The following is a 21988-nucleotide window of genomic DNA, read 5'->3' as shown; positions in this document are numbered from 1 at the left end:
GTACGACGGGCTGGCGATGACGGGCCGGCAGCTTCGCCGGGTCCGCAACAACCCGGGGCTGGCGGTCCTGACCCAGATCATGCCGGTCAACATGCTGCTGTTCTTCGGATACGTGTTCGGCAGCGCCCTGGCCGTGCCCGGCCGTGAGTACCGCTCCTTCCTGGTGCCCGGGCTGCTCGTCGCGACGGCCGCCGGCGGGCTGATGACCGGCATGTTCCAGGCGGCCCAGGACACCCACCGGGGCGTGGCGGACCGGTTCCGCACGATGCCGGTGAGCCGGGCCGCCGTACCGCTCGGGCAGGCCGTCGCGGACCTCGTGGTCACGGCGGTCGGGACGGTGCCGCTGCTGCTGACCGGCCTCGCGGTGGGCTGGCGGATCGAGGGGTCGGCGGCCGGGGCGGCCGGTGCCGTGGGGCTGTTGCTGTTCTTCCGGTTCGCCTGCACCTGCGCCGGGATCCTCCTCGGGCTGCTCAGCCGCAGCGAGGAGGCCGCCGGGCAGCTCGGCGCCTCCTCCTTCGTGCTGCCGCTGCTGTCCGACGCCTACATCCCGACGGACAACCTGCCGGGCTGGCTGCGTACGCTCGCCGAGTGGAACCCGATCAGCGCGGTGACCACGGCCCTGCGCGACCTCTTCGGCAACGCGCCGGTCCCGGAGGGCGCCGCCTGGCCGGTGGCCCACCCCGTGGCCGGGTCGCTGGTCTGGTGCCTGCTGCTCACCGCGGTGTTCCTGCCGCTCGCGGTGAGCCGGTACACGCGGACCGAGTGAACCCGCACTGCTGACAAAGCCGCCGGCCGGGGGAGATCATCCACCCCATGGATCATCTCCCCCTGCCCCTGGAGGGCATCACCGTCGTCGCCGTCGAGCAGGCCGTGTCCGCACCCTTCGCCACCCGGCAGCTCGCCGACCTCGGCGCCAGGGTCGTCAAGGTGGAACGGGTCGACGGCGGCGACTTCGCGCGCGGCTACGACACCGCGGCCCGCGGTCTCGCCTCGCACTTCGTGTGGTGCAACCGCGGCAAGGAATCCATCGCGCTGGACCTGAAGGACCCGCGCGGCCTGGACGTCGTACGGCGGCTGGTCGCGGACGCCGACGTGTTCGTGCAGAACCTCGCGCACGGCGCGGCGGCCCGGCTCGGCCTGGACGCGGCCACGCTGTGCGCCGCGCACCCGCGGCTGGTCGCCGTGGACATCTCGGGCTACGGCGGCTCGGGGCCGTACGCGGACAAGCGGGCGTACGACATGCTCGTGCAGTGCGAGGCGGGGCTGGTGTCGGTGACCGGGACGCCGGAGCAGCCGGTGAAGGCGGGCATCCCGGCCGCGGACATCGCGGCGGCCATGTACGCCTTCTCCGGTGTGCTGGCGGCGCTCGTGCGGCGCGGGACGACCGGGCGGGGCGGCCCGGTGGAGGTGTCGATGCTGGAGGCGCTCGCCGAGTGGATGGGCCATCCGCTGCACCACGCGATGCACGGGGGTGAGCCGCCGGCGCGCACGGGACTCGCGCACGCCGTGATCGCGCCGTACGACGCCTATCCGACGGCGGACGGCGGGCGGGTGCTGCTGTCGGTGCAGAACGACCGGGAGTGGCGGCGGCTGGCCGAGCAGGTCATAGGCCGCCCGGAGCTGGGCACGGACCCCGCGTACGCGACGAACGCCGCGCGGGTGGCGCACCGGGAGTCGACCGATGCCCTGGTCGCGGGCGCGCTGGCGGTGCTGGACGCCGAGGAGGCGCTGGGGCGGCTGGAGAAGGCGGGCATCGCCTGCGCCCGGCTGCGGGACCTGCACGAACTGGCGGGGCACCCGCAGCTCGCGGCCCGGGAGCGGTGGCGTCAGGTGGGTTCGCCGGTCGGACCGCTGAAGGCGCTGCTGCCTCCCATCACGCTGCCGGGCGGGGGCGAGGCACGGATGGGAGACGTGCCCGCACTCGGACAGCACACCGGAGCGCTGCTGCGTGCCGTGGGGATGACGGACGACGAGATCGCAGCGCTGCGCCGGGACGGTGTGGCGGCCTGAGCGCGGGCACCCCTGCTCGGGGTCAGGGGCCCTGCGACGCGGTCAGTGACCGCCGAACAGCGAACGGCGCAGTCGGCGCAGCGGCGCGAAGAGGGAGACGCGGCTCACCCGCACACCCCGGTCACTGCGTCGGCGCGTGGTGTCACGCGCCGTGAGTTCGCGCATCAGCGAGGTCGCCTCGACCGTCTCCCGCTGCGGTATGGCGGGACCCGCCAGCACCGACAGATGGCGGTCGAGGCGCGAACTGGTCGCGCTGCTCCCGCAGGTGATCGCAGGGACCCTGGCCCTGCTGCGCACTGTTATCTGTTCCATGTCACTCCCCACCCGTACGAGTCCACCCGGCCCGGGCAGGGTAACCCTATCGCCCCGGTGGGGCACGCGTGTATCTCGGCCACAGGATTCACCTTCCCTGTAAGGGGGTTGACCACCCCTCTTTGACTACTCTCCGAATCCGACCGATTTCAGGGTGAGTTGGACAATCGGCTGACCAGTGGGCTGCGCTGACCCTCCGTCAGGTTCGACGGTTACGGCGAGTGACACCGAGGAGGGGTCGAGGCCCTTCGTGACCAAGGGCGTGTCGCCCGCCAGGAGGCCGAGGGAGCGCGGTTGTTCCCGGGGGCGCATGAGCCAGAGCTGGTGGACGCGTCCGCCGGGCGGGGTGCCGTATCCGCTGAGGGTGACGACGGCCTCCCGCTCGGAGGCGGAAGCGATCACTCCGATACTGCGGCCCCGCGCGTCCTCGCTGCTCGCCGTGCGGGCGTCGGAAGCGGCCAGAACGTGGGCGATCTCACGTGCCCGGGCCTGCTCCGCGTCGAGCCGGTGCTCGGCGCGCTGGGCCTGGACGGCGAAGAGGGAGGCGACGACGAGGGCCGCGGCGGCGGCGGCCGTGGCGAGCGGGGCGAACAGGGAGCGCCGCCGGGGCGTACGGGTGCGGCCCGGCGGGGGCTGGGTGCCCCAGACGTGCGGCGGCAGCTGGGGCGTGCGCTCACGGGCCGGCGCCCGGTCCCGCCCGCCCGCGTGGCCGCGCGCCGGCTCCTGCGGGGTGCTGCGGACGGCGGCCAGGACCCGGTCGCGCAGGGCCGCGGGGGCGGGGGCCGCCGTGGACCAGGCGAGCCGGACCGCGTCCTCGGCCAGGTCGCGCACCTCGGCCGCGCAGCGGTCGCAGCCCGCCAGGTGCTTCTCGAAGCGGCGCCGCTCGCCCGGTTCGAGGGCGTCGAGCGCGTAGGGCGCGGCGAGGGAGTGCGGGGCCTCGCGGCGCAGCAGCCTGCCGAGGATGCTCATGCGGCGCCTCCCAGGCACTCGCGCAGCCGGGTGAGTCCGTCGCGCATCCGTGTCTTGACCGTGCCGAGCGGCAGCTTCAGCCGCTCGGCCACCTCACGGTAGGTGTAGCCGTCGTAGTAGGCGAGGGTCACCGACTGGCGTTGCAGGGCCGTGAGCCGGTGCAGGCAGCGGCGCACCCACTCGCGCTCCAGGCCGGCCTCCACCTCCTCGGCGACCTGGTCGAACGCGGGTTCCCCGGCGCGCAGGGCCTCGCGCTGCTCGCGTTCCCCGGCCGCGCGGGCGCTGCGCACCCGGTCGACGGCGCGGCGGTGGGCGAGGGTGAGGACCCAGGACAGGGCGCTGCCCCGGCCGGGGTCGAACCGGGCGGCGGAGCGCCACACTTCGAGCAGCACCTCCTGGGCGACCTCCTCGGACTGGGCGGGGTCGCGCACCACCCGCCGGACGAGCCCGTACACCGGCCCGGACACGAGTCCGTACAACTCCTCGAACGCCCTCTGGTCGCCGCCCGCCACGAGCACCAGCAGCTCGTCCGCCTGCATGCGGGCCCCCTCTCCGTGGCCGCAGCCGGCTCTTCCCCGCGCACCGCCCATCCGCACCGAGACACACCTCCCCGAGGATTTACGGATCAGCGGGCCGAAAACGCGGGTCCCGGAGCGGGAAAAAGTTTTTCGCCCTCCGACCAAACCGATCGGCGGTTCCGCTCCGTATACCCGTCCGTCAAAGGCAAGTCGGCACTGAGGACGGACGGCATGACACCTCTCTTCTCCAGGGGCGGTACGGGACGCAAGGGCCTGGCCACGCTCATCAGCGGCGCGCTGGCCGCCGGAGGGCTCGCGGCCGCCGGCGTCGCCACGCTGGCACCCGGGGCGGCCTCCGCCTCCTCCCACCGGGAGGCCCCGCTGATCTCGGGCACCCCGCAGTACGACAACACCGACCTGTACGCGTTCGTCAGCCCGGACAAGCCCGACACGACGACGATCGTGGCGAACTGGATCCCGTTCGAGGAGCCGGCCGGCGGACCGAACTTCTACACGTTCGCCGACGACGCCCAGTACGACCTCCACATCGACAACAACGGCGACGCACAGGGCGAGTTGGTCTTCCGCTACACGTTCAAGACGCGCACGCGGAACGGGAACACGTTCCTCTACAACACCGGTCCCGTCACCAGCCTGGACGACCCGGACCTCAACATCACCCAGACCTACGACATCGACCTCGTCAAGGTCCGGGGCGGCCACGAGATGTCGAAGACCAAGCTGGCCGACGACGTGCCGGTGGCGCCGTCGAACGTCGGCAAGGCGTCCATGCCGGACTACGGCAGGCTGCGGGCGCAGGCGGTGTACAAGACGGCGGGCGGCGCCGCGACCTTCGCCGGGCAGGCGGACGACCCGTTCTTCGCGGACCTGCGCGTCTTCGACCTGCTGTACGGCGGGAACCTCACCGAGGTGGGCCGGGACACCCTCAAGGGCTACAACGTCAACACCATCGCCCTCCAGGTCCCCAACGACATGATCCGCGAGTCCGCCCACCAGCCCGTCGTCGGCATCTGGTCCACCACCCAGCGCCGTAACGCCCAGGGCTACTACAGCCAGGTCTCGCGCCTCGGCAATCCGCTGGTCAACGAGGTCGTCAACCCGCAGAAGGACAAGGACCGGTTCAACGCGTCCCAGCCGGCGTACGACGCCCAGTTCCTGAAGAACGTCACCAACCCCGAGCTGCCGAAGCTCATCGAGTCCATCTACAAGATCAAGGCACCCGCGGAGCCACGCAACGACCTGGTCGACGTCTTCCTCAAGGGCGTCAAGGGCCTCAACCAGCCGCCGCACGTGAAGCCCGCGGAGGAGCTGCGGCTGAACACCTCGGTCAAGCCGAGCATGCACCCGAAGCGGCTGGGCGTGCTGGACGGCGACAACGCGGGCTTCCCGAACGGGCGCCGGCTCGGCGACGACGTGATCGACGCGGCGCTGCAGGTCGTGGAGGGTGAACTGGTCGGCTCGAAGAACGACCTGGGGGACGCGGTCGACAAGAACGACAGGAAGTTCGAGAGCTACTTCCCGTACGTCGCCCAGCCCACGGCCGGTTCGCGCGGTGCCCTCGCCAAGGGCACGACGGCGGGGACGGACGTCCGCAGCCAGCTCGGGGACGCCCTCCAGCCGGCCGGTTCCTCTTCCGGCGGCTCCGGCGACACCGTGCTGATCGCCGCGTCGGCGGCCTCCGGCGCGGCCGGGATCCTGCTGCTCGGCACCGGCTTCGCCTGGTGGCGCCGGCGGATGCAGCGCGCGTACTGACCCCGACCACCGAGACCGGCGCGGCCCGTACCCCCACTCCCCCACGGCGGGCCGCGCCTCAGCACACGACCGACCGAGGAGAAGGCATGGTCCCGCGCGGGCAGGACGAGGAGCAGAGGGCCGAGGAGCAGACGGCTGAGGAACACAGGGCCGAGGGGCAGACGGCCGAGGGGCCGGGAGGCGAGGTCCGGACGGCCGAGAAGCCGGGGGCCGAAGTACGGGCGGCCGAGGAGCCGTCGGTCCCCGGCTCGGGCGAGCGCGTCGGTGGCGAGGAGCGGGTCGCCGCCGTGCGACGGGTCGGGGCCGTCGTGCGGCGCCGGCGGTCCCTGCACATGGCCTGCTCCGCCGCGCTGCTGGCGGTCGCCATGACCGGCGGGGCCATCGCGCTCGGCGCCGGCCGGGCGCCGGCGACCGTGCCGGTCGCCGCCGGTGCCGTGGACCCGGGTGTGCCGGGAGGCGGGGACCTGGACGCGAGCATCACCGCGCTGCAGGCGCAGTTGCGGGCGCAGCCGAAGGACCACGGCGGCTGGGCCACCCTCGGACTGGCCTACGTCGAGCAGGCGCGGACCAGGGCGGACCCGTCCCGGTACCCGCAGGCGGAGCGGGCGCTGAAGCGGTCCCTGTCGCTGGCGCCGGACGACGACCGGGCCCTGGCCGGCCGCGCCGCCCTCGCCGCGGCCCGGCACGACTTCAAGGACGCCCTGAGCTTCGCGGACGCGGCCCTGCGCCGGAACCCGTACAGCGAGCGCGCGCTGTCCTCCCGGATCGACGCCCTGGTGGAACTCGGCCGGTACGCCGAGGCGGAGCGGGCCGCGCGGACCGCCGACGCGCGCCGGCCGGGCGTCCCGGTCTTCACCCGGTACGCCTACGTGCACGAGCTGCGCGGGGACGTCGGCACCGCACGCCGGGTGCTGCGACAGGCGCTGTCCGCTGCCACCTCTCCCGGCGACAGCGCGTACGTCGCCACCCAGCTCGGCCAACTCGCCTGGAACCAGGGCGACTACCGGACCGCCCTCACCTTCTACGCCCGCGCCCTCACCGCCGACGACGGCTACCTCCCGGCGCTGGAGGGCCGGGCCCGCGCCCGGGCCGCGAGCGGTGACCGGGCCGCGGCGATCAGGGACATGGAGGCCGTGGTGGCCCGCTCCCCGCTGCCCGGTCCGCTGGTCGCGCTGGGCGAGCTGTACGAGGCGCGGGGCGCGGCCGGCGACCGGTCGCGGGCCCGGCAGCAGTACGCGCTGGTCGACGCCTGGACCGCGCTGGCCAGCGCCAACGGCGTCAACGCCGACCTGGACACCGCGCTGGCCGCCGCCGACCACGGCGACAAGGCCGCCGCCCTGCGCGCGGCCCGCGCCGAGTGGGGCCGCCGGCACACCGTGCACACCGCGGACGCACTCGCCTGGGCCCTGCACGTCAACGGCCATGACGCTCAGGCCCTGCCCTACGCCCGCCGGGCCACCGCCACCGGCTACCGCAACGCCGCCTTCCGCTACCACCGCGGCGTGATCGAACTGGCCACGGGCCGCGCGCGGGACGGCCGTGCCTCCCTCAGGGCGGCCCTGAGGCTGAACCCCGGCTTCTCCCCGCTGGGCGCCGCCGAGGCCCGTACGGCACTGGAGGCCGCGAAGTGAAGCTGCGTCTGCCGTTCGTCCTCGTCGCCGTCGGCGCCCTCGCGCTCCTCCCGGCCGGCACCGCGAGCGCGCACCCGCTCGGCAATTTCACCGTCAACCGCTACGACGGTCTCGTCGCCGCTCCCGGCCGGCTCCGTGTCGACCACGTGGAGGACCTCGCCGAGATCCCGGCGACCCAGGCCAAGCCGGACATCCGGCGGCTGGGCCTCACCGCCTGGGCCGAGCGGCGGTGCGCCGGGGCCGCCCGGGGCAGCGGGCTCACCGTCCAGGGGCGCCCCGCCGCGCTGTCCCCCGGTTCCGCACGGGCCGAGCTGCGCCCCGGGCAGGCCGGGCTGAACACCCTGCGGCTGGAGTGCCGGTTCACCGCGCCGCTCCCCCGGGGGAAGTCCGTCACCCTCGGCTTCCACGGCGCGGGGGCCACCGGCGGCCCGGGCTGGCGGGAGATCACCGCGCGCGGCGACCGTATGACACTCACCTCCACGGACGTACCCCGCACGTCCGTGTCGCACGAACTGACCACGTACCCCAAGGACCTGCTGTCCTCTCCGGCCGACACCGCCACCGCCTCGGTGCGCGTGCGCCCGGGCGGTCCGGCCCTCGCCGAGGAGCGGCAGGACGCCCCGGGCGCCGCGGTGCTGCCCCGGGGCGCAGACCGCTGGACCCGCGCCCTGGACGACCTCGTGGCCCGGCACGACCTCACGCTCGGCTTCGCCGCGCTGGCCCTGCTCGTCGCCGTCGTCCTCGGCGCGATGCACGCCCTGGCGCCGGGCCACGGCAAGACCCTGATGGCGGCGACGGCGGCGGCGCGCGGGGGCCGGGCCCGGCCGCGGGACGTACTGCCCCTGGCCGCCTCGGTCACCGTGACCCACACCCTCGGCGTGGTCGCCCTGGGCCTCCTCGTCACGGCCGGCTCCGCCGCCACACCCGCGGTGATCTCCTGGCTGGGCATCGCCGGCGGCGCGCTGGTGCTCGGGGCGGGCGTCACCCTCGTACGCCGGGCCTGGCACAGCCGCGCACGGGCCGCCAGTGCTCCCCACGAGCACGCGCCGCGACGGGAGTTGGCTGCTGTGGGCGCGGAACACGGTGCCGCTCACCATCATCACCACCATCACAGTGGTGAGCACATCCATGGGGACCACTCACACACGCACACTCACGGTGGTCACACCCACACCCACCCCGTCGCCCCCACCCTCCGCGGCACGATCCTGCTCGGATTCGCCGGGGGGCTCGTGCCCAGTCCGTCCGCCGTGGTCGTCCTCGTCGGCGCCGCCGCACTCGGCAAGGCCTGGTTCGGGCTGCTGCTCGTCGTGGCGTACGGGGCGGGTCTCGCGTCCACGCTCACCGCCGCCGGCTTCGCCGTCGTGCGGCTGGGCGCGGGGGCGGCCCGGGTGCTGGAGCGGCGCCCGGGCTGGACGGCCCACCCGATGACCGCGTTGGTGCGCCGGACCCTGCCGCTCGTGTCGGCGCTGGCCGTACTGGCGCTGGGCATGGGACTGGTGCTCAAGGGAGCCGCGTCCGTCTTCGGCTGAGAGACCCCGTCGGGCGGGGTCTCCCCGTCACCGTCGGGCTCGCCCCGGGCAGATGCACTCGGAAGGGCGAGCCCGTACGGGTCCGTCGTAGCTCGGGTCGTACGTCAGGCCGCGTTGGTGAGGACCGGCAGGTAGCCGCCGGACTGGCCGGACGCGGTGGGGTGGTACGACTCGCCGATGTCGAGCCAGTTGACGCTGTGCAGCCAGGAGCTGCCGGAGCAGATCTCGTGGCCGGAGAACGTGGTGCGGACGTCGCCGAAGACGAAGTTGTGGGCGGTGGCGCGGGCCTTGATGGCGGCGTCGATGTAGTCGGCGGCACCGTTGATCGCGGACCGCTTGGTCTCCGAGAGGCCGAGGCACGCCTGGCCGAGCAGGTAGAAGCGGGGGTAGCCGATGACGACGACCCGGGCGGACGGGGCTTTGGCGCTGATCGCGTTGTAGACGGTGTCGAGCTTGCCGGGGAGCGTGTTGGCGACGTACGCCCTGGCGGTGTCGATGCGGGACAGACAGGTGCTGTCGGAGCTGGTCACGCAGGTGGTCATGACGTCGGCGAAGCCCGCGTCGTTGCCGCCGATGGTGATGGACACCAGTGAGGTGGAGGAGTTGAGCGAGCCGAGCTGGCCCGCGAGCACGTCGTCCGTCGTGGCGCCGGAGCAGGCGTTGAACGCGAACGAGGAGGGGCTGTGGGCGGCGTTCCACAGGTACGGGTAGGCCTTCGTGCTGCGGTCGCAGCTGCCGCTGGAGCTGATGTAGCTGCCGGCGCCCACCCCGGAGGAGTAGGAGTCGCCGAGCGCCACGTAGCCGCCGGCCGCGGCTGTCGAGGAAGCCTGCGCCGAAGCGGCCCCGGTGATACCGAGGCCTGCGGCGAGGAGGAGCGAGGTCACGAATCCGGTGAGTCGGGAACGTCTCATGGAACCTCCCTTTAGCAGGATCTCTGCCTCAACCGTGGTAGCAGCTACGCGTGTTGACAGGAAGTGTCCATGCCAAAACTGTTGCGATCTCAATAAGATCGACCGGAAACATTCACCGCTCATCCATTGCCTGTGAAGGCGCCGTCCGTTGACGCACGGTCAACTCCGGGACGCCGCGAGGGCGACGGGCGGGCAGGGGGGACACCCGGAGCAAGGGAGGGAAATGCCGTGCACGGAACACACCTGTGGCGGATCATGGCGGCATGTCTGCCAACCCACACGACGCTCTGCCGATCCGGCTCCACGTCGACGACTCCGACTCGCCGTCCGACGTCGTCGACGCGCTGTTCCTCGGCCGCTTCGCGACGGGCGAGCAGCCGTACTCGCACGCAGCGAACATCGACCGGGTGCGCTCGGGCGCGACCCTGATCCCGGAGGGCGCCCGCGTCCTGCGGACGGCCCGCGACGACGACCGCAGCGCGACCCTCGCCGAGGGGGACGGCTGGACCCTGCTGGTCTCCCGCTGGAACCGGGGCGCGGACGTCACGGTCACCGCGACCAGCGCCGAACTGGCCGAGCGGATCCTCGGCCAGGCCACGGACGGCGCGGCCGACGAGCCGGAACCGCAGCCGGAGAACGTGACGATGGGGTTCTGGTACGTCTCCCCCCGGCGCGGCCCGCACCGCACCACGCGCCAGATCTCCGCGGGCACCTGGGAGGAGATCCGGCCCAACTACACGGCTCCGGTGGCCGAGGCCATGGACCGCCTGATGAAGACGACCCCGGAGGACATCGCGGGCCGGCTGCTGCTCCTCCACGGCCCGCCGGGCACCGGCAAGACCTCCGCCCTGCGCACGCTGGCCCGCTCGTGGCGGGACTGGTGCCAGGTCGACTGCGTGCTGGACCCGGAGCGGCTCTTCTCCGACGTCGGCTATCTGATGGACATCGCGATCGGCGAGGACGACGGCGCGGGCAAGGGCCGCTGGCGGCTGCTGCTGCTGGAGGACTGCGACGAGCTGATCCGCGGCGAGGCCCGGCACACGGCGGGCCAGGCCCTGTCCCGGCTGCTGAACCTCACCGACGGCCTGCTCGGCCAGGGCCGCAACGTCCTGGTCGGCGTCACCACCAACGAGGACCTGGAGCGCCTGCACCCGGCCGTGGTCCGCCCCGGCCGCTGCCTGGCCCGTATCGAGGTGGGCCCGCTGACCCGCACGGAGGCGGTGAACTGGCTCGGCACCGAGGAGGGCGTGGGCCGCGAGGGGGCGACCCTGGCCGAGCTGTACGCACTGCGCCGGGGCACCGCGCCGACCTCGGTGCCGGGTGCGCGGGAGGGTGCGGACGCGGGGCTGTACCTGTAGTGCTTTCATGAGGGTATGACCCTGCTCGTCGGCACGTCGGGGTGGCAGTACAAGGACTGGCGGGACCTCGTCTACCCGGCCGGAGTGCCCGCGCGGCTGTGGCTGGAGGAGTACACCCGGCTGTTCGCGACGGTGGAGGTCAACAACGCGTTCTACCGGCTGCCGTCGTACGACACGTTCGCCGCCTGGCGCGAGCGGGTGCCGCCGGAGTTCGTGGTCGCCGTCAAGGCCAGCCGGTACCTCACCCACATCAAGCGGCTCAAGGAGCCCGAGGAGCCGGTGCACCGCCTGATGAGCCACGCGGCGGGCCTAGGCGACCGGCTTGGCCCGGTCCTCCTCCAGCTCCCGCCCACCCTGCGCGCCGACCCACCGCTGCTGGACGCCTGCCTGGCCTGCTTCCCCCCGGGTACGCGGGTCGCGGTCGAGCCCCGCCACGACTCCTGGTGGACGCCAGGGGTACGGCAGGTGCTGGAGTCGCGGAAGGCAGCCCTGTGCTGGGCGGACGTCCTGGCCCGCCCGGTCACCCCGCTGTGGCGCACCGCCGGCTGGGGCTACGTCCGCTTCCACCAGGGCCGCGCCCGGCCCTGGCCGCGCTACGGCCGCCGCTCCCTGGAGACCTGGGTGGACCGCATCGCGACCACCTGGCCCGACGGGGACGACGTCTACGCGTACTTCAACAACGACCCCGGGGGCGCGGCGGTGCAGGACGCGGTGACGTTCGGCAGGGCGGCGAGGAGGGCGGGCCTGACGACGACGAGAACACCGGAGCCGGCGAAGCCCGGATGACGTCGGGCGGGACGACGTCCGACGGTGCCGAACCCGCCTCAGCCCTCCCCGTAAGCCGCCCGCAGGGCGTCCCGCACGGCGTCCAGCGCCTCGTCCTCCCCCAGCCCCAGCCGCCGCACACGCTCGGCGTAGGCCTGGGCGGCGGCGGCGGCCTCCCGCTGAGCGGCCGGGCCGGCGGCGGCCACGAACGTGCCGTTGCGCCCCCGCGTCTCGATCACCCCGTCGCTCTCCAGCGCACGGTACGCCTTGGCCACCGTGTTCACCGCGAGCCCCAGGGACTCGGCCAGGCCGCGCACGGTCGGCAGCCGGTACCCGACCGGGAGCGTCCCGGACCGCGCCTGCTCGGAGATCTGCGCCCGCACCTGCTCGTACGGGGGCGCGCTGTCATCGATGCGGATCTTCAGGCTCACACGGCCGATTGTCCCGCACCCGCGGGAAAATGAGAGGCAGCCCCGTCACCCCGCCCCGTACGGTGCCTGCTCATGACAGTGATCGTGCGCCCTCTCCGTCCCGGCGTGCCGTCCGACGCCGAGGGCTTCGCCCACGTCCGCCGGCTCGCCCTGCCCTACATCCTGTTCACCGCGGACTCGGTCCGGCACACGGTCGCCCATGTCCACCCCGACGCCCGGTTCCGGCCGCTGGTCGCGGAGGAGGACGGCGAGATCGTCGGCACGGCGCAGGTCCATCTGATCCACGACAGCCCCGACCCGGGCCAGGGCGCCCTCAACGTCTACGTCCGCCCGGACCGGGCCCACCGCGGCGCCGGCCGGCTGCTGGTCCGGGCCGCCGAGGAGTACCTGACGGACCTGGGCGCGAGCAGGCTGCTGACCTGGGCCCTGGACGAGCCGGCCAACCGGGCGTTCGCCGAGCGGCGCGGCTACCGGCCAAGCCGTAGCGCGCACTTCCTCCGGCTCGACCTGGCGCACGGCACCCTCCCGCCGCTCCCGGAGGTCCCGCCGGGCGTGGAGCTGCGGACGGCCGCCGACTTCGCGGACGACCCCCGGCCGCTGTTCGAACTGGACGCGGAGACGATCCGCGACGAACCGGGCGACGTCGACCACGCGTTCACGGACTACGACGCCTGGCTCGCGGAGACCTGGGACCACCCGCTGCTGAACCGGGAGCTGACCACCGCCGCCTGTGTCGACGGGCGGCCGGTCGCCTTCACCATGGCCTACACCGACGGCGGCTCACGCTACTCCTCGGCGATGACCGGCACGGCACGCGCCCACCGCGGCCGCGGCCTCGCCGCCCTCGCCAAGACCCACTCCCTGCACCGGGCCCGCGCCGCCGGCGTCACCGAGGCCTTCACGGGCAACGACACCGGCAACGATCCGATGATCGCGATCAACAAGCGGCTCGGCTACGGGATCTGCGCGACGGAGGTGCGCTATGTCCGCGAACTCGGCTGACCCGGCGGCACGGTTGGAGGTCGTCCTGGTCAAGGCGGGCCGTACGAAGATCCGTTACCCGGCGGAGCTGCTCCAGGACGACGGCGAGCGGATCGCCGTACGCGCCCCGTGGGCGGGCTCCGGGGTCCGGGACTTCGGGTTCGTGCGGTTCGAGCCCGGTGACGTGTTCACCGAGTACTACTGGCGGGACCGGTGGTACTCGGTGAAGGAGGTGCGGGCCGCGGACGGCTCGGTGAAGGGCTGGTACTGCGACGTCACGCGGCCGGCGGTCCGCTCCGGCTCCGACCTCGTCGTGGAGGACCTGGACCTGGACCTGTGGCGCTCCGCGGACGGGCGGGACGTGCGGCGCCTCGACGAGGACGAGTTCGCCGAGAGCGGGCTCGCACGGACCGACCCGGAGGCCGCGTCCGCCGCGCTGGCCGCGCTCGACACGCTGGAGGCGCTGGCGTCCCGCGCCGACGGCTTCGAGGAACTGCTGTCCTGAGCCGCCCCGCCGTCACACCGCGGCCAGGACCGCGTACCGCTCGTCGTCCACCTCCTTGCCCCACAACACCGCGTGTCCGGACAGGTGCTCCACGCGCACGTCCCGGGCGAGCGGCTCCAGCAGGGCGGTGAGCCGCGCGGCCGGGACGCCGACCGGGGTGAGGGTGCCCCAGACGCCCTCGACCAGCACGAACCGGCCTCCGGGACGGAGCAGGCCGCGCCAGTGCCGGAGCGTTGCGGCGGGGTCGGGCAGGGCCCACAGCACATGTCGTACGAGCACCACGTCGAAGCGCCGGTCCCCCACCGGCGGGGCCCCGGCGTCCCCGCACAGGATCTCCGCGGGGTGCCCGGCGAGCTTGGTCCGGGCGCGCTCGGCCATCGCCGGGGACCGGTCGACCCCGGTCACCCGGTGCCCCTGCTCGGCGGCGAGGAGTGACAGGCTGCCGGTGCCGCAGCCGAGGTCGAGGACGTCGGCGGGGGGCGCGGGCAGCCAGGCGCGGAGCCGGTCCGCCCAGGCCGCGCGGACCTCCGCGTCGCGCAGGCCGTGGTCGGGTTCGTCGTCGAAGGCGGCGGCCCGTGCATCCCAGTCCGTTTCCCGGGCAACCGCAACTCCGTACGTGTTCTCGCTCGTCATTCCCAGAGAGTGACACAGGCCACTGACAGTGCGGACGTGACAGCCGCCACTGACAACCCGACACCGATGAGGAACTCTCCCCGAAAGCGTCTACCTCCGTGACGACGCGGGACCCGGTAGGCACTGAAGGAGGCAGCAGTCATGCGCCGTGCGACCGTGCAGAAGCCCCTGAAGAGAACGGACAGCCGCCGGATCCGCGAAGAGGCGGACGAACGCCCGGCGGGCCGCCCGGAGGTCCGCAAGGACATCGCCCGGACCTGGTGGCCGGACGGCTGACGCGGTCCCGGCTCGTCCCGGTTCAGTTCAGCAGCTTGCGGTAGTGGACGCGGTCGTACGGACCGTCGACGCGACGTGCCACGACCTCGTAGCCGTATCTCGGGTAGATCTTCTGGTTCTCCCACATCATCGCGTTCGTGTAGAGCCTGATCTCGCCGAGCCCCAGTTCCCGCGCGCGGGCGTCGACGAAGTGCAGCAGCCGGCGTCCGACGCCCGTGCCGTGGACGCTCGGATGGACGGCGATGCTGTCCAGGAAGAGGTGGTCGGCGTGCGCCTCGACCACCACCAGCCCGACGACGGGCTCACCCGTGACGAAGACCCTGCCCGCGGCCACGTCGGCCGCGTGGTCGGCCCCCATGGGCCGGGGCACCACGCCGATGCGCTCGACATAGGGGTGATAGGCCGCGTCCGTCACCGCCTTCACCGCCGCCGTGTCCTCGGGTCCGGCGGCCCGGACCCGTCCCGTGTCGTTGTCATGCCGGTCGGTCATACCCGCACGCTATCCGCCCGGGCAGCTACCTGAGCCCGGCCTGAGCGCTCCCTTAAGGGCACCATAAGGATCTACTCCAGCCGCTCCCGGCAGGGGATTTCGCGGTCTTCGGGGGCTAGCTTCTGATCACCCCCGCGGGATTCAGCCCACCCCCAGGACCGTTCCGAGGAGTTCCCCATGCCGTCACGCCGCAAGGCCGCCGCCGCGACCGCGCTCGGTCTCACCGCGCTCGCGCTCCGTGCCGGCCCCGCGGCGGCGCACGGCTCCATGGGCGACCCGGTCAGTCGTGTCGCGCAGTGCTACGCGGAGGGTCCGGAGAGCCCGGAGTCGGCGGCGTGCGAGGCGGCCGTGGCGGCGGGCGGCACCCAGGCCCTGTACGACTGGAACGGCGTCCGGATCGGTGACGCGGCCGGGCGGCACCGGCGGCTGATCCGGGACGGCGAGCTGTGCAGCGCGGGCAACGCGGAGTTCAAGGGGCTCGACCTGGCCCGCGCCGACTGGCCGGCGACGCGCGTGCACGCGGGACCGTACACCTTCCGGTACCGCGTGACCGCCCCGCACAAGGGCACCTTCACCGTCTACGCCACCAAGCCCGGTTACGACCCGGCGAAGCCACTGGCCTGGTCCGAGCTGGACCTGGAGCACCCGGTGGCGACGGCGACCGACCCGGTCCCGTCCGGCGGTTTCTCCACGTTCGCGGGCACCCTGCCCGAGCGGTCCGGCCGGCACCTGCTGTACGCGGTCTGGCAACGCTCGGACAGCCCGGAGGCCTTCTACTCCTGCTCGGACGTCGACTTCGGCGGCGGCAACGGCGGTACGGCCCCCGCACCGGGCGCGCCCGCACCGAGCGCCCCCGCACCGGGCGCCTCCGCGCCCTCGGACGAGCAGATCGCGGACGGTGCCGGCGAGTCGACGGTCGAGCACCACGGGCACGGCGACGACGGCGCGAGCACCTCGGCGGAACCGTCCGCCACGGCGCCGGCCGACCGGCCGGAGGCGGCCCGGGCTTCGGCGGACCTCGCCGAGACGGGCGCGTCCGCCGGCACCTCCTCCCTCGCGGTCGGCGGCGCCGCGGCGCTGGCGGCCGGTTCCGCGGTGCTGTTCCTGTCCGTGCGGCGGCGCGCGGCGGGCGGCGGCCGGTGAGGGTTCCGGGGCCTGTCCGGCGGCTCAGGCCGGACGGGCCCCGGCGGCGTCTCAGCTGAAGGCGGAGGCGCAGGTGGTGGCGGTGGCGTGGGCGGGGTCGAGGGAGTTGGCCACCTCGTGGAAGGCGATCCGGTCGAACAGGCCGATCGCGAGGTGTTCGGAGAGGTCGAGCGGGCACAGGTCCTGGAGGTGGACGTTGCGGACGTCGGAACCGCTCAGGTACTGGGTGCGCCAGGGGGTGACCACCTCGTCGTGCTGGGTGGCGATGACCGTGTAGCGGACGCCGGGGACCGTGTCGCCGCCCGTGTTGAGCTTGGTGAGGAAGGCGGAGCCGGTGATCTGGTCGGCGAGGCCGGGGGTGGTGGCCTTGAGCAGGTCCTCGGCGCCGGGGAAGTACGGCAGCAGGTGGGCGAGGCCGTCCAGGTCGGTGCCGTGGTTGTCGGGGGCGATGCCGACGAGGGCGTTCACCTTGGCGGCTCCGCCGAGGAACTTCAGGTAGTAGCGGGGCATCATGCCGCCCTGGGAGTGGCCGACCAGGTCGGCCTTGGCGGCTCCGGTGGCGGCGAGCACCTTGTCGACGAAGGCGGACAGTTGCTCGGCCGACTCGTCGATGGGGCCGAGGCCGTGGAAGAGGGGGACGCCGGGGAGCTGGCCGTAGTCGAGGGAGTAGACGCAGTATCCGCGGCTCGTCAGGTAGGGGGCGAGACCGAGCCAGTTGTCGACCGCGTTGCCGAAGGTGCCGTGGACGAGGACGACGGGGCGGGGGTGGGCGGCCGAGGGCTTGCAGGAGTAGTCGTTCCAGCCGGAGGTGGGGGCGGCTGAGTCGGAAGCGCCGGCCGCGGCGGCCGGTACGACGGCGACGGCGGCGGTGAGGAGGAGTGCGGTGAGGGGTCTGAGCACTCTCTTCCAGGGCAGCATCGTGTGATCTCCTTGCGGCTCAAGGGAGGTGGGGGCCTAACCCTGTGATCCGGATCACGAGGATGCTGTTCATCTGTCAAGTTACGGGCGAGTAGTCGAAGTGAGAAGTTACACGTCAGTAAAAACTTCCAGTGACAGCCGGAGCCCCGGCGGACCCCTGGGACGTCATGCCGCGAGGCTGCCCGGGATCACCGCGCGCGGCCCGAACTTCGCCCGCGCGCGGTCCGCGACCTCCTCGATGCGCCGGGCCTTCTCGTCCACGGGGTCGAAAGTGAGCTGGTGGGAGGCCTGGTCGGCGGGAGTCAGGCCCTCGGCGCGCAGGGTGAGGGCGCGGACCCGGGCACGCTGGAGGCCGAGCGCCTCGTACATGCCGTAGGCCGCCCGGGTCAGGGCCGCCGAGTGCGCGGTCGGCTCCTTCAGGGTGCGGCTGCGAGTGGTGGCGGACCGGTCGGCGTAGCGCACGGTGAGGGTCAGGGTGCGGCAGACCTTCTCCACCGCGCGCAGCCGGGTGCCGATCTCCTCGGCGGCCGACAGCAGTGCCCTGCGGTGCCGGGCGGGGTCCAGCTCGTCGATGTCGAAGGCACGCTCGGTCGTCAGGGAGCGCGCCACGGCGTTCGGGACGACCCTGCCGCGGTCGATGCCGCCCGCCTTCTCGCGCAGCTCGCGGCCCGCCTTCGCGCCGATCAGCCGCTGGAGCGTGGAGAGCGGCGCGGCGGCGACCCGGCCCAGGGTGTCCAGGCCGTACTCGCCGAGGGTGCGGGCGGTCGCCGCGCCGACGCCGGGCAGCGCGGCGACGGGCTTGCCGGCGAGGAACTCGGCGACGGCGTCCTCGGGCACCGCACAGGTCACCCCGGGCCGGGCGGCACCGAGCGCCATGCGGGCCAGCATCGGGCCCGGCCCGGCCCCGATCACACAGTCGACGCCGTACCGCGCGAGGGCCCGCACCCGGATCACCGAGGCCAGCTCCACCGCGTCGCGCCCGAAGTACCGCTCGGCGCCGCGCAGATCGGCCAGCGCCCCGTCCGGCGGCAGCGCCTCCACGACCGGGGTGAACTCCTCCAGCAGCCCGAGCAGTCCCGGCAGGGCCGCCTCGTACATCGGCGGCAGCTGGAAACGTACGCAGAGAATCGTCATCCCGCACTCCCCGGACTCTGGTGCCACAACTTCCGTATCGCGGCGGGCCCTTGTGCGGCCTCCTGGCCGGCGGGCCGCAGATCGGCCCAGGGGTGCATCTCGTACCCCGTGGGCATGCGGATCGTCCGGTCCGCCATCGGGTCGCGGGCCGCGGAGCCGGCCGGCGCGGGCAGCCCCTCGGAACCGGCGAGCCGGGCCCGGAGCGGACCGCCGTCGCCCCCGGCCGGGGAGCCGTCCGTGCCGGACGGTCCGGCCAGCCGGGCCGCGACCCCGTCGAGTCCCTCCGCGTCCCGCACCTCCACCAGGTCGGCGAGGTTCCAGGCGGCGGAGCCGACCACGCTCAGGCTGCGCGGACCGCGCCGCTGCACCACGCCGCGCACCAGCAGCAGCCAGGAGTGGAAGACGGTGTGGGCGCAGGCGTCGTGCGAGTCGTCGAAGAACGCCAGGTCGACCAGGCCCGTGCCGTCGTCCAGGGTGGAGAAGATGACCCGCTTGCCGGAGCGGATCGGCGGGGTCTGGGTGGCCGCCTTGGCGCCCGCGACCAGCACGGTCTCGCCGTGCCGGGCCTCGCGCAGCCGGCGCGCGGAGACCACGCCCAGCTCCGTGAGGAACTCCCGGTGGTCGTCCATCAGATTGCGCGAGGCGTCCATGGACAGCACACCCAGCTCGGCGCTGAGCCGCTCCGCCGAGGTCAGGTCCGGCAGCCCGGCCGGCGCGGTCTTCCGCCCGCCCGCCAGCGGGAGCTGGCCTCCGCCGCCGCCCCGGGCACCCCGGTGCAGCTCGGTCAGGTGCAGTTGCAGATCCCGCCGGTTGGCGCCGAAGGCGTCCAGCGCGCCCACCCGCGCGAGTCGCTGGGCCAGCGGCCGGCTCGGCCGGGCCCGCTCCCAGAAGTCCACCAGCGAGGAGTACGGCTGCCCGTCCGCGATCCGCCGCGCCTCGGCCTCGCTGATGCCGTGGACGTCGGAGAGGGCGAGCCGCAGCCCCCACACCGCCGGCGATTCAGACACCAGTTCGATCCTGTGTGCGACCCCGGAGACGTTCACGTCCAACGGCAGGACCGGCACCCCGCGCCGCCGGGCGTCCGCCAGCAGCAGCCGCTTCGGGTACATCCCGGGATCGTGCGTGAGCAGCCCGGCGTAGAAGGCGGCCGGGTGGTGCGCCTTCAGCCACGCCGACTGGTAGGTGGGTACGGCGAAGGCGACGGCGTGCGCCTTGCAGAAGCCGTACGACCCGAAGGCCTCCACGATCTCCCAGGTCCGCCGGATCGTCTCCGCGTCGTACCCCCTGGCCGCCGCCTGCTGGGCGAACCACACCCGGATCCGCCCCTGCGACTCCGGCTCGGACAGTCCGCGCCGCACCCGGTCGGCCTCGCCCCGCCCGCAGCCGGTCATGACCGCCAGGATGTCGATGACCTGCTCGTGGAAGACGACGACCCCGTACGTCCCCTTCAGCGGCTCCTCCAGGTCCGGGTGCGGATAGCGCACCGGCGCCCGCCCGTGCCGCGCCTCGATGAACGGCCGCACCATGTCGGCGGCGACGGGACCGGGCCGGAACAGCGAGATGTCCACGACCAGGTCGTGGAAGGTGCTCGGCTGGAGCCGCCCCACCAGGTCCCGCTGGCCGGGCGACTCGATCTGGAAACAGCCCAGCGTCTCGGTGGACCGGATCAGCCGGTACGTCTCCGGGTCCCCCGGCTCCACCGCGTCCAGGTCGATCCGCTCCCCGCTCGCCCGCTCCACCTCGGCGACCGCGTGCGCCATCGCCGACTGCATCCGCACGCCCAGCACATCCAGCTTGAGCAGCCCGAGGTCCTCCACGTCCTCCTTGTCGAACTGCGACATGGGCAGCCCCTCGCCACTCGTCGGCACCACCGGCGTACGGGCGAGCAGGGAGGCGTCCGACAGCAGCACCCCGCACGGGTGCATGGCGACCCCGCGCGGCAGGGCGTCGAGCGCCTCGACCAGGTCCCAGAACCCGCCGTACTTCTCCCCGTCCCGCCGAAGCTCCCCCGCGAGCCGCTTCAGCTCGGGCAGTTCCTCCAGCGCCGCACGGGCGTCGCGCGCCCGGATGTGCGGGAAGGACTTGGCGATCCGGTCGGTCTCGGCCGGGTCCATGGACAGCGCGGCGCCCACGTCCCGGATCGCGTGCCGGACCCGGTAGGTCTCCGGCATCGAGACGGTGGCGACCCGTTCACCGCCGAACCGGCCGATGATCGCCCGGTAGACCTCCAGCCGCCGGGCGGACTCCACGTCGATGTCGATGTCGGGCAGCACGACGCGTTCCCTGGACAGGAAGCGCTCCATCAGCAGCCCGTGCTCGACGGGGTCGGCGTGCGCGATCCCGAGCAGGTGGTTGACGAGCGACCCGGCACCGGAGCCGCGGGCGGCCACCCGGATCCCCATCTCCCGTACGTCGTCCACGACCTGGGCGACCGTCAGGAAGTAGGAGGCGAAGCCGTGGTGGGCGATGATGTCCAGCTCGTCGTGCATCCGCTCCCAGTACGCGCGCCGTCCGCCGTACCCGAGCCGCAGCATGCCCGCCGCCGCCCGCGAGGCGAGCGCCCGCTGCGCGGTGCGCCGCCCGGCGCCGACGAGGTGCGCCTCGGGGAAGTGCACGCCCCCCATGCCCAGATCGCCCTCGGGGTCGACCCGGCACTCGGCGGCCGTGGCCCCGGTCTGCTCCAGCAGCCGCCGGGCAGTGTCCCGCCGGTACCCGGCCGCCTCCACGATCCGCTCGGCCACGTCCAGCATGGCCGGCGCGTCCTTCAGCCAGGCCTCGCCGGAGTCCAGCTCGCCCCGGGGGTCGATCGGCACCAGGCGCCGCGCGGCGTCCAGCACGTCGGCGACCGGACCCTGCCCGGGGTCGGCGTACCGGACCGCGTTGCTGAGCACCGGCCGCACCCCCTGCTCGGCGGCGAACCCGACGGTACGGGCCGCCAGCCGCAGGGACCCTTCCCCCGTGCCCGTCCGCCCGTGCCAGACGGCCTCCAGCCGCAGCGCGTCGCCGTAGGCCTCGCGCCACGGGACCAGGAGTGCCGCCGCCCGGTCGGGCCGCCCGGCGGCGAGCGCCCGCCCCACGTCCGACCCCGGACCGAGCAGCACCACCAGGCCCGCGCCCCGGTGCGCGGCCCAGGGAAGCAGCGGGGTCCCCTCCCCCGCGTGCGCCTCCGTGACGAGCCGGCACAGCTCGGCCCAGCCCCGGGCGCCGTCCCGGGCGAGGAAGGTCACCCGGGGGGCCGACTCGTCCACGAAGGCGCCCCCGCGCACCGGCGTCCGCCGCCGGTCACGCCGTACGGCCTCCCGCGCCTCCACCGCCAGGTCCACCCCGAACAGCGGGCGGACGCCCACCCCGGCACACGCCTTGGCGAAGCGCACGGTACCGGCGAGGGTGTCGCGGTCGGTCAGGGCGAGGGCGTCCATGCCCCGTTCCGAGGCACGCTCCGCCAGCCGCTCCGGGTGGGAGGCCCCGTACCTCAGGGAGAACCCGGAGACGGTGTGGAGATGCGCGAAGCCCGGCACACCCACCTCCCGCACTCGTGATCCCCGAACAGCTCTCGAACATCAGTTCCCAAATCCACCTCCACCATACCCCCATTCCCGAACATGTGTACGACAGCCGTCCACCCGTCCCCCACCTGCGCAAACGTGCCACCGACGCCCTCCTCGGACCCCCGGCCGGCGCCCATGGCGAAGCCCCCG

The 21988-nt window shown here is 73.9% G+C and carries 21 protein-coding genes; 11 read left to right on the top strand and 10 right to left on the bottom strand.

Going from position 1 to position 21988, the window contains the following annotated elements; all coding sequences use genetic code 11:
* Positions 1–16: 16 nt before the first annotated feature.
* Both ACZ7N4_RS31625 and ACZ7N4_RS31620 read left to right on the top strand, forming a co-directional pair.
* On the top strand, positions 17–766 hold the full coding sequence (locus ACZ7N4_RS31625) for an ABC transporter permease (protein WP_471365247.1): 750 nt from the start codon (positions 17–19) through the stop codon (positions 764–766).
* Positions 767–813: 47 nt separating this feature from the next.
* Positions 814–2010, top strand: coding sequence for a CaiB/BaiF CoA transferase family protein (locus ACZ7N4_RS31620; RefSeq protein ID WP_471365080.1), 1197 nt, complete (start codon positions 814–816; stop codon positions 2008–2010).
* Between the two features lie 42 nt (positions 2011–2052).
* On the opposite strand, the gene ACZ7N4_RS31615 is transcribed toward ACZ7N4_RS31620, so the two are convergent.
* The 3 genes from ACZ7N4_RS31615 to ACZ7N4_RS31605 form a co-directional block, all read right to left on the bottom strand.
* Complete coding sequence (locus ACZ7N4_RS31615) at positions 2053–2322, bottom strand: hypothetical protein (protein WP_471365077.1); 270 nt, start codon at positions 2320–2322, stop codon at positions 2053–2055.
* A 126-nt stretch (positions 2323–2448) separates the two neighbouring features.
* Positions 2449–3291: an anti-sigma factor gene (locus ACZ7N4_RS31610; RefSeq protein ID WP_471365075.1), complete on the bottom strand. Its 843-nt coding sequence runs from the start codon at positions 3289–3291 to the stop codon at positions 2449–2451.
* A complete protein-coding gene (locus ACZ7N4_RS31605; protein WP_471365071.1) occupies positions 3288–3830 on the bottom strand; it encodes a sigma-70 family RNA polymerase sigma factor in 543 nt (180 codons plus the stop codon). The genes ACZ7N4_RS31610 and ACZ7N4_RS31605 overlap by 4 nt, the downstream gene beginning before the upstream one ends.
* 210 nt (positions 3831–4040) lie before the next feature.
* On the opposite strand from ACZ7N4_RS31605, the gene ACZ7N4_RS31600 reads away from it, so the two are divergent.
* The 3 genes from ACZ7N4_RS31600 (at position 4041) to ACZ7N4_RS31590 (ending at position 8745) form a co-directional block, all read left to right on the top strand.
* Positions 4041–5582: a DUF4331 domain-containing protein gene (locus ACZ7N4_RS31600; protein WP_471365069.1), complete on the top strand. Its 1542-nt coding sequence runs from the start codon at positions 4041–4043 to the stop codon at positions 5580–5582.
* Between the two features lie 86 nt (positions 5583–5668).
* On the top strand, positions 5669–7213 hold the full coding sequence (locus tag ACZ7N4_RS31595) for a tetratricopeptide repeat protein (RefSeq protein ID WP_471365065.1): 1545 nt from the start codon (positions 5669–5671) through the stop codon (positions 7211–7213).
* Positions 7210–8745: a HoxN/HupN/NixA family nickel/cobalt transporter gene (locus tag ACZ7N4_RS31590; protein WP_471365060.1), complete on the top strand. Its 1536-nt coding sequence runs from the start codon at positions 7210–7212 to the stop codon at positions 8743–8745. Before ACZ7N4_RS31595 ends, ACZ7N4_RS31590 begins: the two co-directional genes overlap by 4 nt.
* A 104-nt stretch (positions 8746–8849) precedes the next feature.
* Here the strand turns inward: ACZ7N4_RS31590 and ACZ7N4_RS31585 are convergent, their stop codons facing one another.
* A complete protein-coding gene (locus ACZ7N4_RS31585) occupies positions 8850–9656 on the bottom strand; it encodes an SGNH/GDSL hydrolase family protein (protein ID WP_471365058.1) in 807 nt (268 codons plus the stop codon).
* 263 nt (positions 9657–9919) lie between these two features.
* Between ACZ7N4_RS31585 and ACZ7N4_RS31580 the strand changes: the two genes are divergently transcribed.
* A complete protein-coding gene (locus ACZ7N4_RS31580; RefSeq protein ID WP_471365053.1) occupies positions 9920–11014 on the top strand; it encodes a DUF5925 domain-containing protein in 1095 nt (364 codons plus the stop codon).
* A 15-nt stretch (positions 11015–11029) separates the two neighbouring features.
* Positions 11030–11800 carry a DUF72 domain-containing protein gene (locus ACZ7N4_RS31575; RefSeq protein WP_471365050.1) on the top strand — a complete coding sequence of 257 codons (771 nt, stop codon included), beginning with the start codon at positions 11030–11032 and terminating at the stop codon, positions 11798–11800.
* A gap of 38 nt (positions 11801–11838) precedes the next feature.
* Here the strand turns inward: ACZ7N4_RS31575 and ACZ7N4_RS31570 are convergent, their stop codons facing one another.
* The gene (locus ACZ7N4_RS31570) at positions 11839–12210 is read right to left on the bottom strand and encodes a GntR family transcriptional regulator (RefSeq protein WP_471365047.1); all 372 of its coding nucleotides are present in this window, start codon (positions 12208–12210) and stop codon (positions 11839–11841) included.
* 72 nt (positions 12211–12282) lie between these two features.
* On the opposite strand from ACZ7N4_RS31570, the gene ACZ7N4_RS31565 reads away from it, so the two are divergent.
* Entirely contained in the window at positions 12283–13212 is a 930-nt protein-coding gene (locus tag ACZ7N4_RS31565) for a GNAT family N-acetyltransferase (RefSeq protein WP_471365044.1), read from the top strand.
* On the top strand, positions 13193–13696 hold the full coding sequence (locus tag ACZ7N4_RS31560) for a ribonuclease FAU-1 family protein (RefSeq protein WP_471365041.1): 504 nt from the start codon (positions 13193–13195) through the stop codon (positions 13694–13696). Before ACZ7N4_RS31565 ends, ACZ7N4_RS31560 begins: the two co-directional genes overlap by 20 nt.
* Positions 13697–13708: 12 nt before the next feature.
* Here ACZ7N4_RS31560 and ACZ7N4_RS31555 read toward each other — a convergent pair whose 3' ends face one another.
* On the bottom strand, positions 13709–14329 hold the full coding sequence (locus ACZ7N4_RS31555; RefSeq protein ID WP_471365038.1) for a class I SAM-dependent methyltransferase: 621 nt from the start codon (positions 14327–14329) through the stop codon (positions 13709–13711).
* A gap of 141 nt (positions 14330–14470) precedes the next feature.
* On the opposite strand from ACZ7N4_RS31555, the gene ACZ7N4_RS31550 reads away from it, so the two are divergent.
* Complete coding sequence (locus ACZ7N4_RS31550) at positions 14471–14605, top strand: hypothetical protein (protein ID WP_358977410.1); 135 nt, start codon at positions 14471–14473, stop codon at positions 14603–14605.
* Positions 14606–14627: 22 nt separating this feature from the next.
* Here ACZ7N4_RS31550 and ACZ7N4_RS31545 read toward each other — a convergent pair whose 3' ends face one another.
* Positions 14628–15095: a GNAT family N-acetyltransferase gene (locus ACZ7N4_RS31545; RefSeq protein ID WP_471365034.1), complete on the bottom strand. Its 468-nt coding sequence runs from the start codon at positions 15093–15095 to the stop codon at positions 14628–14630.
* A gap of 177 nt (positions 15096–15272) precedes the next feature.
* Between ACZ7N4_RS31545 and ACZ7N4_RS31540 the strand changes: the two genes are divergently transcribed.
* Positions 15273–16238, top strand: a complete 966-nt coding sequence (locus ACZ7N4_RS31540) for a lytic polysaccharide monooxygenase auxiliary activity family 9 protein (protein WP_471365030.1) — start codon at positions 15273–15275, stop codon at positions 16236–16238.
* Positions 16239–16289: 51 nt separating this feature from the next.
* Here ACZ7N4_RS31540 and ACZ7N4_RS31535 read toward each other — a convergent pair whose 3' ends face one another.
* From ACZ7N4_RS31535 to ACZ7N4_RS31525, 3 genes are all read right to left on the bottom strand, one after another.
* Entirely contained in the window at positions 16290–17156 is an 867-nt protein-coding gene (locus ACZ7N4_RS31535) for an esterase/lipase family protein (RefSeq protein ID WP_471365027.1), read from the bottom strand.
* A gap of 165 nt (positions 17157–17321) precedes the next feature.
* Positions 17322–18290, bottom strand: a complete 969-nt coding sequence (locus ACZ7N4_RS31530) for a DNA polymerase Y family protein (RefSeq protein WP_471365024.1) — start codon at positions 18288–18290, stop codon at positions 17322–17324.
* Complete coding sequence (locus tag ACZ7N4_RS31525) at positions 18287–21808, bottom strand: DNA polymerase III subunit alpha (RefSeq protein ID WP_471365021.1); 3522 nt, start codon at positions 21806–21808, stop codon at positions 18287–18289. The genes ACZ7N4_RS31530 and ACZ7N4_RS31525 overlap by 4 nt, the downstream gene beginning before the upstream one ends.
* Positions 21809–21988: the final 180 nt, after the last annotated feature.

Source organism: Streptomyces sp. NPDC107654 (assembly GCF_055639035.1).
The sequence above is the reverse complement of the archived record's forward strand: the minus strand, read 5'-3'. Positions and strand labels throughout refer to the sequence as shown.

Coding starts and splice junctions, on each gene's coding strand:
- ACZ7N4_RS31625 (WP_471365247.1), top strand. CDS start 17: ATGACGGGCCGGCAGCTTCGCCGGGTCCGCAACAACCCGGGGCTGGCG.
- ACZ7N4_RS31620 (WP_471365080.1), top strand. CDS start 814: ATGGATCATCTCCCCCTGCCCCTGGAGGGCATCACCGTCGTCGCCGTC.
- ACZ7N4_RS31615 (WP_471365077.1), bottom strand. CDS start 2,322: ATGGAACAGATAACAGTGCGCAGCAGGGCCAGGGTCCCTGCGATCACC.
- ACZ7N4_RS31610 (WP_471365075.1), bottom strand. CDS start 3,291: ATGAGCATCCTCGGCAGGCTGCTGCGCCGCGAGGCCCCGCACTCCCTC.
- ACZ7N4_RS31605 (WP_471365071.1), bottom strand. CDS start 3,830: ATGCAGGCGGACGAGCTGCTGGTGCTCGTGGCGGGCGGCGACCAGAGG.
- ACZ7N4_RS31600 (WP_471365069.1), top strand. CDS start 4,041: ATGACACCTCTCTTCTCCAGGGGCGGTACGGGACGCAAGGGCCTGGCC.
- ACZ7N4_RS31595 (WP_471365065.1), top strand. CDS start 5,669: ATGGTCCCGCGCGGGCAGGACGAGGAGCAGAGGGCCGAGGAGCAGACG.
- ACZ7N4_RS31585 (WP_471365058.1), bottom strand. CDS start 9,656: ATGAGACGTTCCCGACTCACCGGATTCGTGACCTCGCTCCTCCTCGCC.
- ACZ7N4_RS31580 (WP_471365053.1), top strand. CDS start 9,920: ATGTCTGCCAACCCACACGACGCTCTGCCGATCCGGCTCCACGTCGAC.
- ACZ7N4_RS31575 (WP_471365050.1), top strand. CDS start 11,030: ATGACCCTGCTCGTCGGCACGTCGGGGTGGCAGTACAAGGACTGGCGG.
- ACZ7N4_RS31565 (WP_471365044.1), top strand. CDS start 12,283: ATGACAGTGATCGTGCGCCCTCTCCGTCCCGGCGTGCCGTCCGACGCC.
- ACZ7N4_RS31560 (WP_471365041.1), top strand. CDS start 13,193: ATGTCCGCGAACTCGGCTGACCCGGCGGCACGGTTGGAGGTCGTCCTG.
- ACZ7N4_RS31555 (WP_471365038.1), bottom strand. CDS start 14,329: ATGACGAGCGAGAACACGTACGGAGTTGCGGTTGCCCGGGAAACGGAC.
- ACZ7N4_RS31550 (WP_358977410.1), top strand. CDS start 14,471: ATGCGCCGTGCGACCGTGCAGAAGCCCCTGAAGAGAACGGACAGCCGC.
- ACZ7N4_RS31545 (WP_471365034.1), bottom strand. CDS start 15,095: ATGACCGACCGGCATGACAACGACACGGGACGGGTCCGGGCCGCCGGA.
- ACZ7N4_RS31540 (WP_471365030.1), top strand. CDS start 15,273: ATGCCGTCACGCCGCAAGGCCGCCGCCGCGACCGCGCTCGGTCTCACC.
- ACZ7N4_RS31535 (WP_471365027.1), bottom strand. CDS start 17,156: ATGCTGCCCTGGAAGAGAGTGCTCAGACCCCTCACCGCACTCCTCCTC.
- ACZ7N4_RS31530 (WP_471365024.1), bottom strand. CDS start 18,290: ATGACGATTCTCTGCGTACGTTTCCAGCTGCCGCCGATGTACGAGGCG.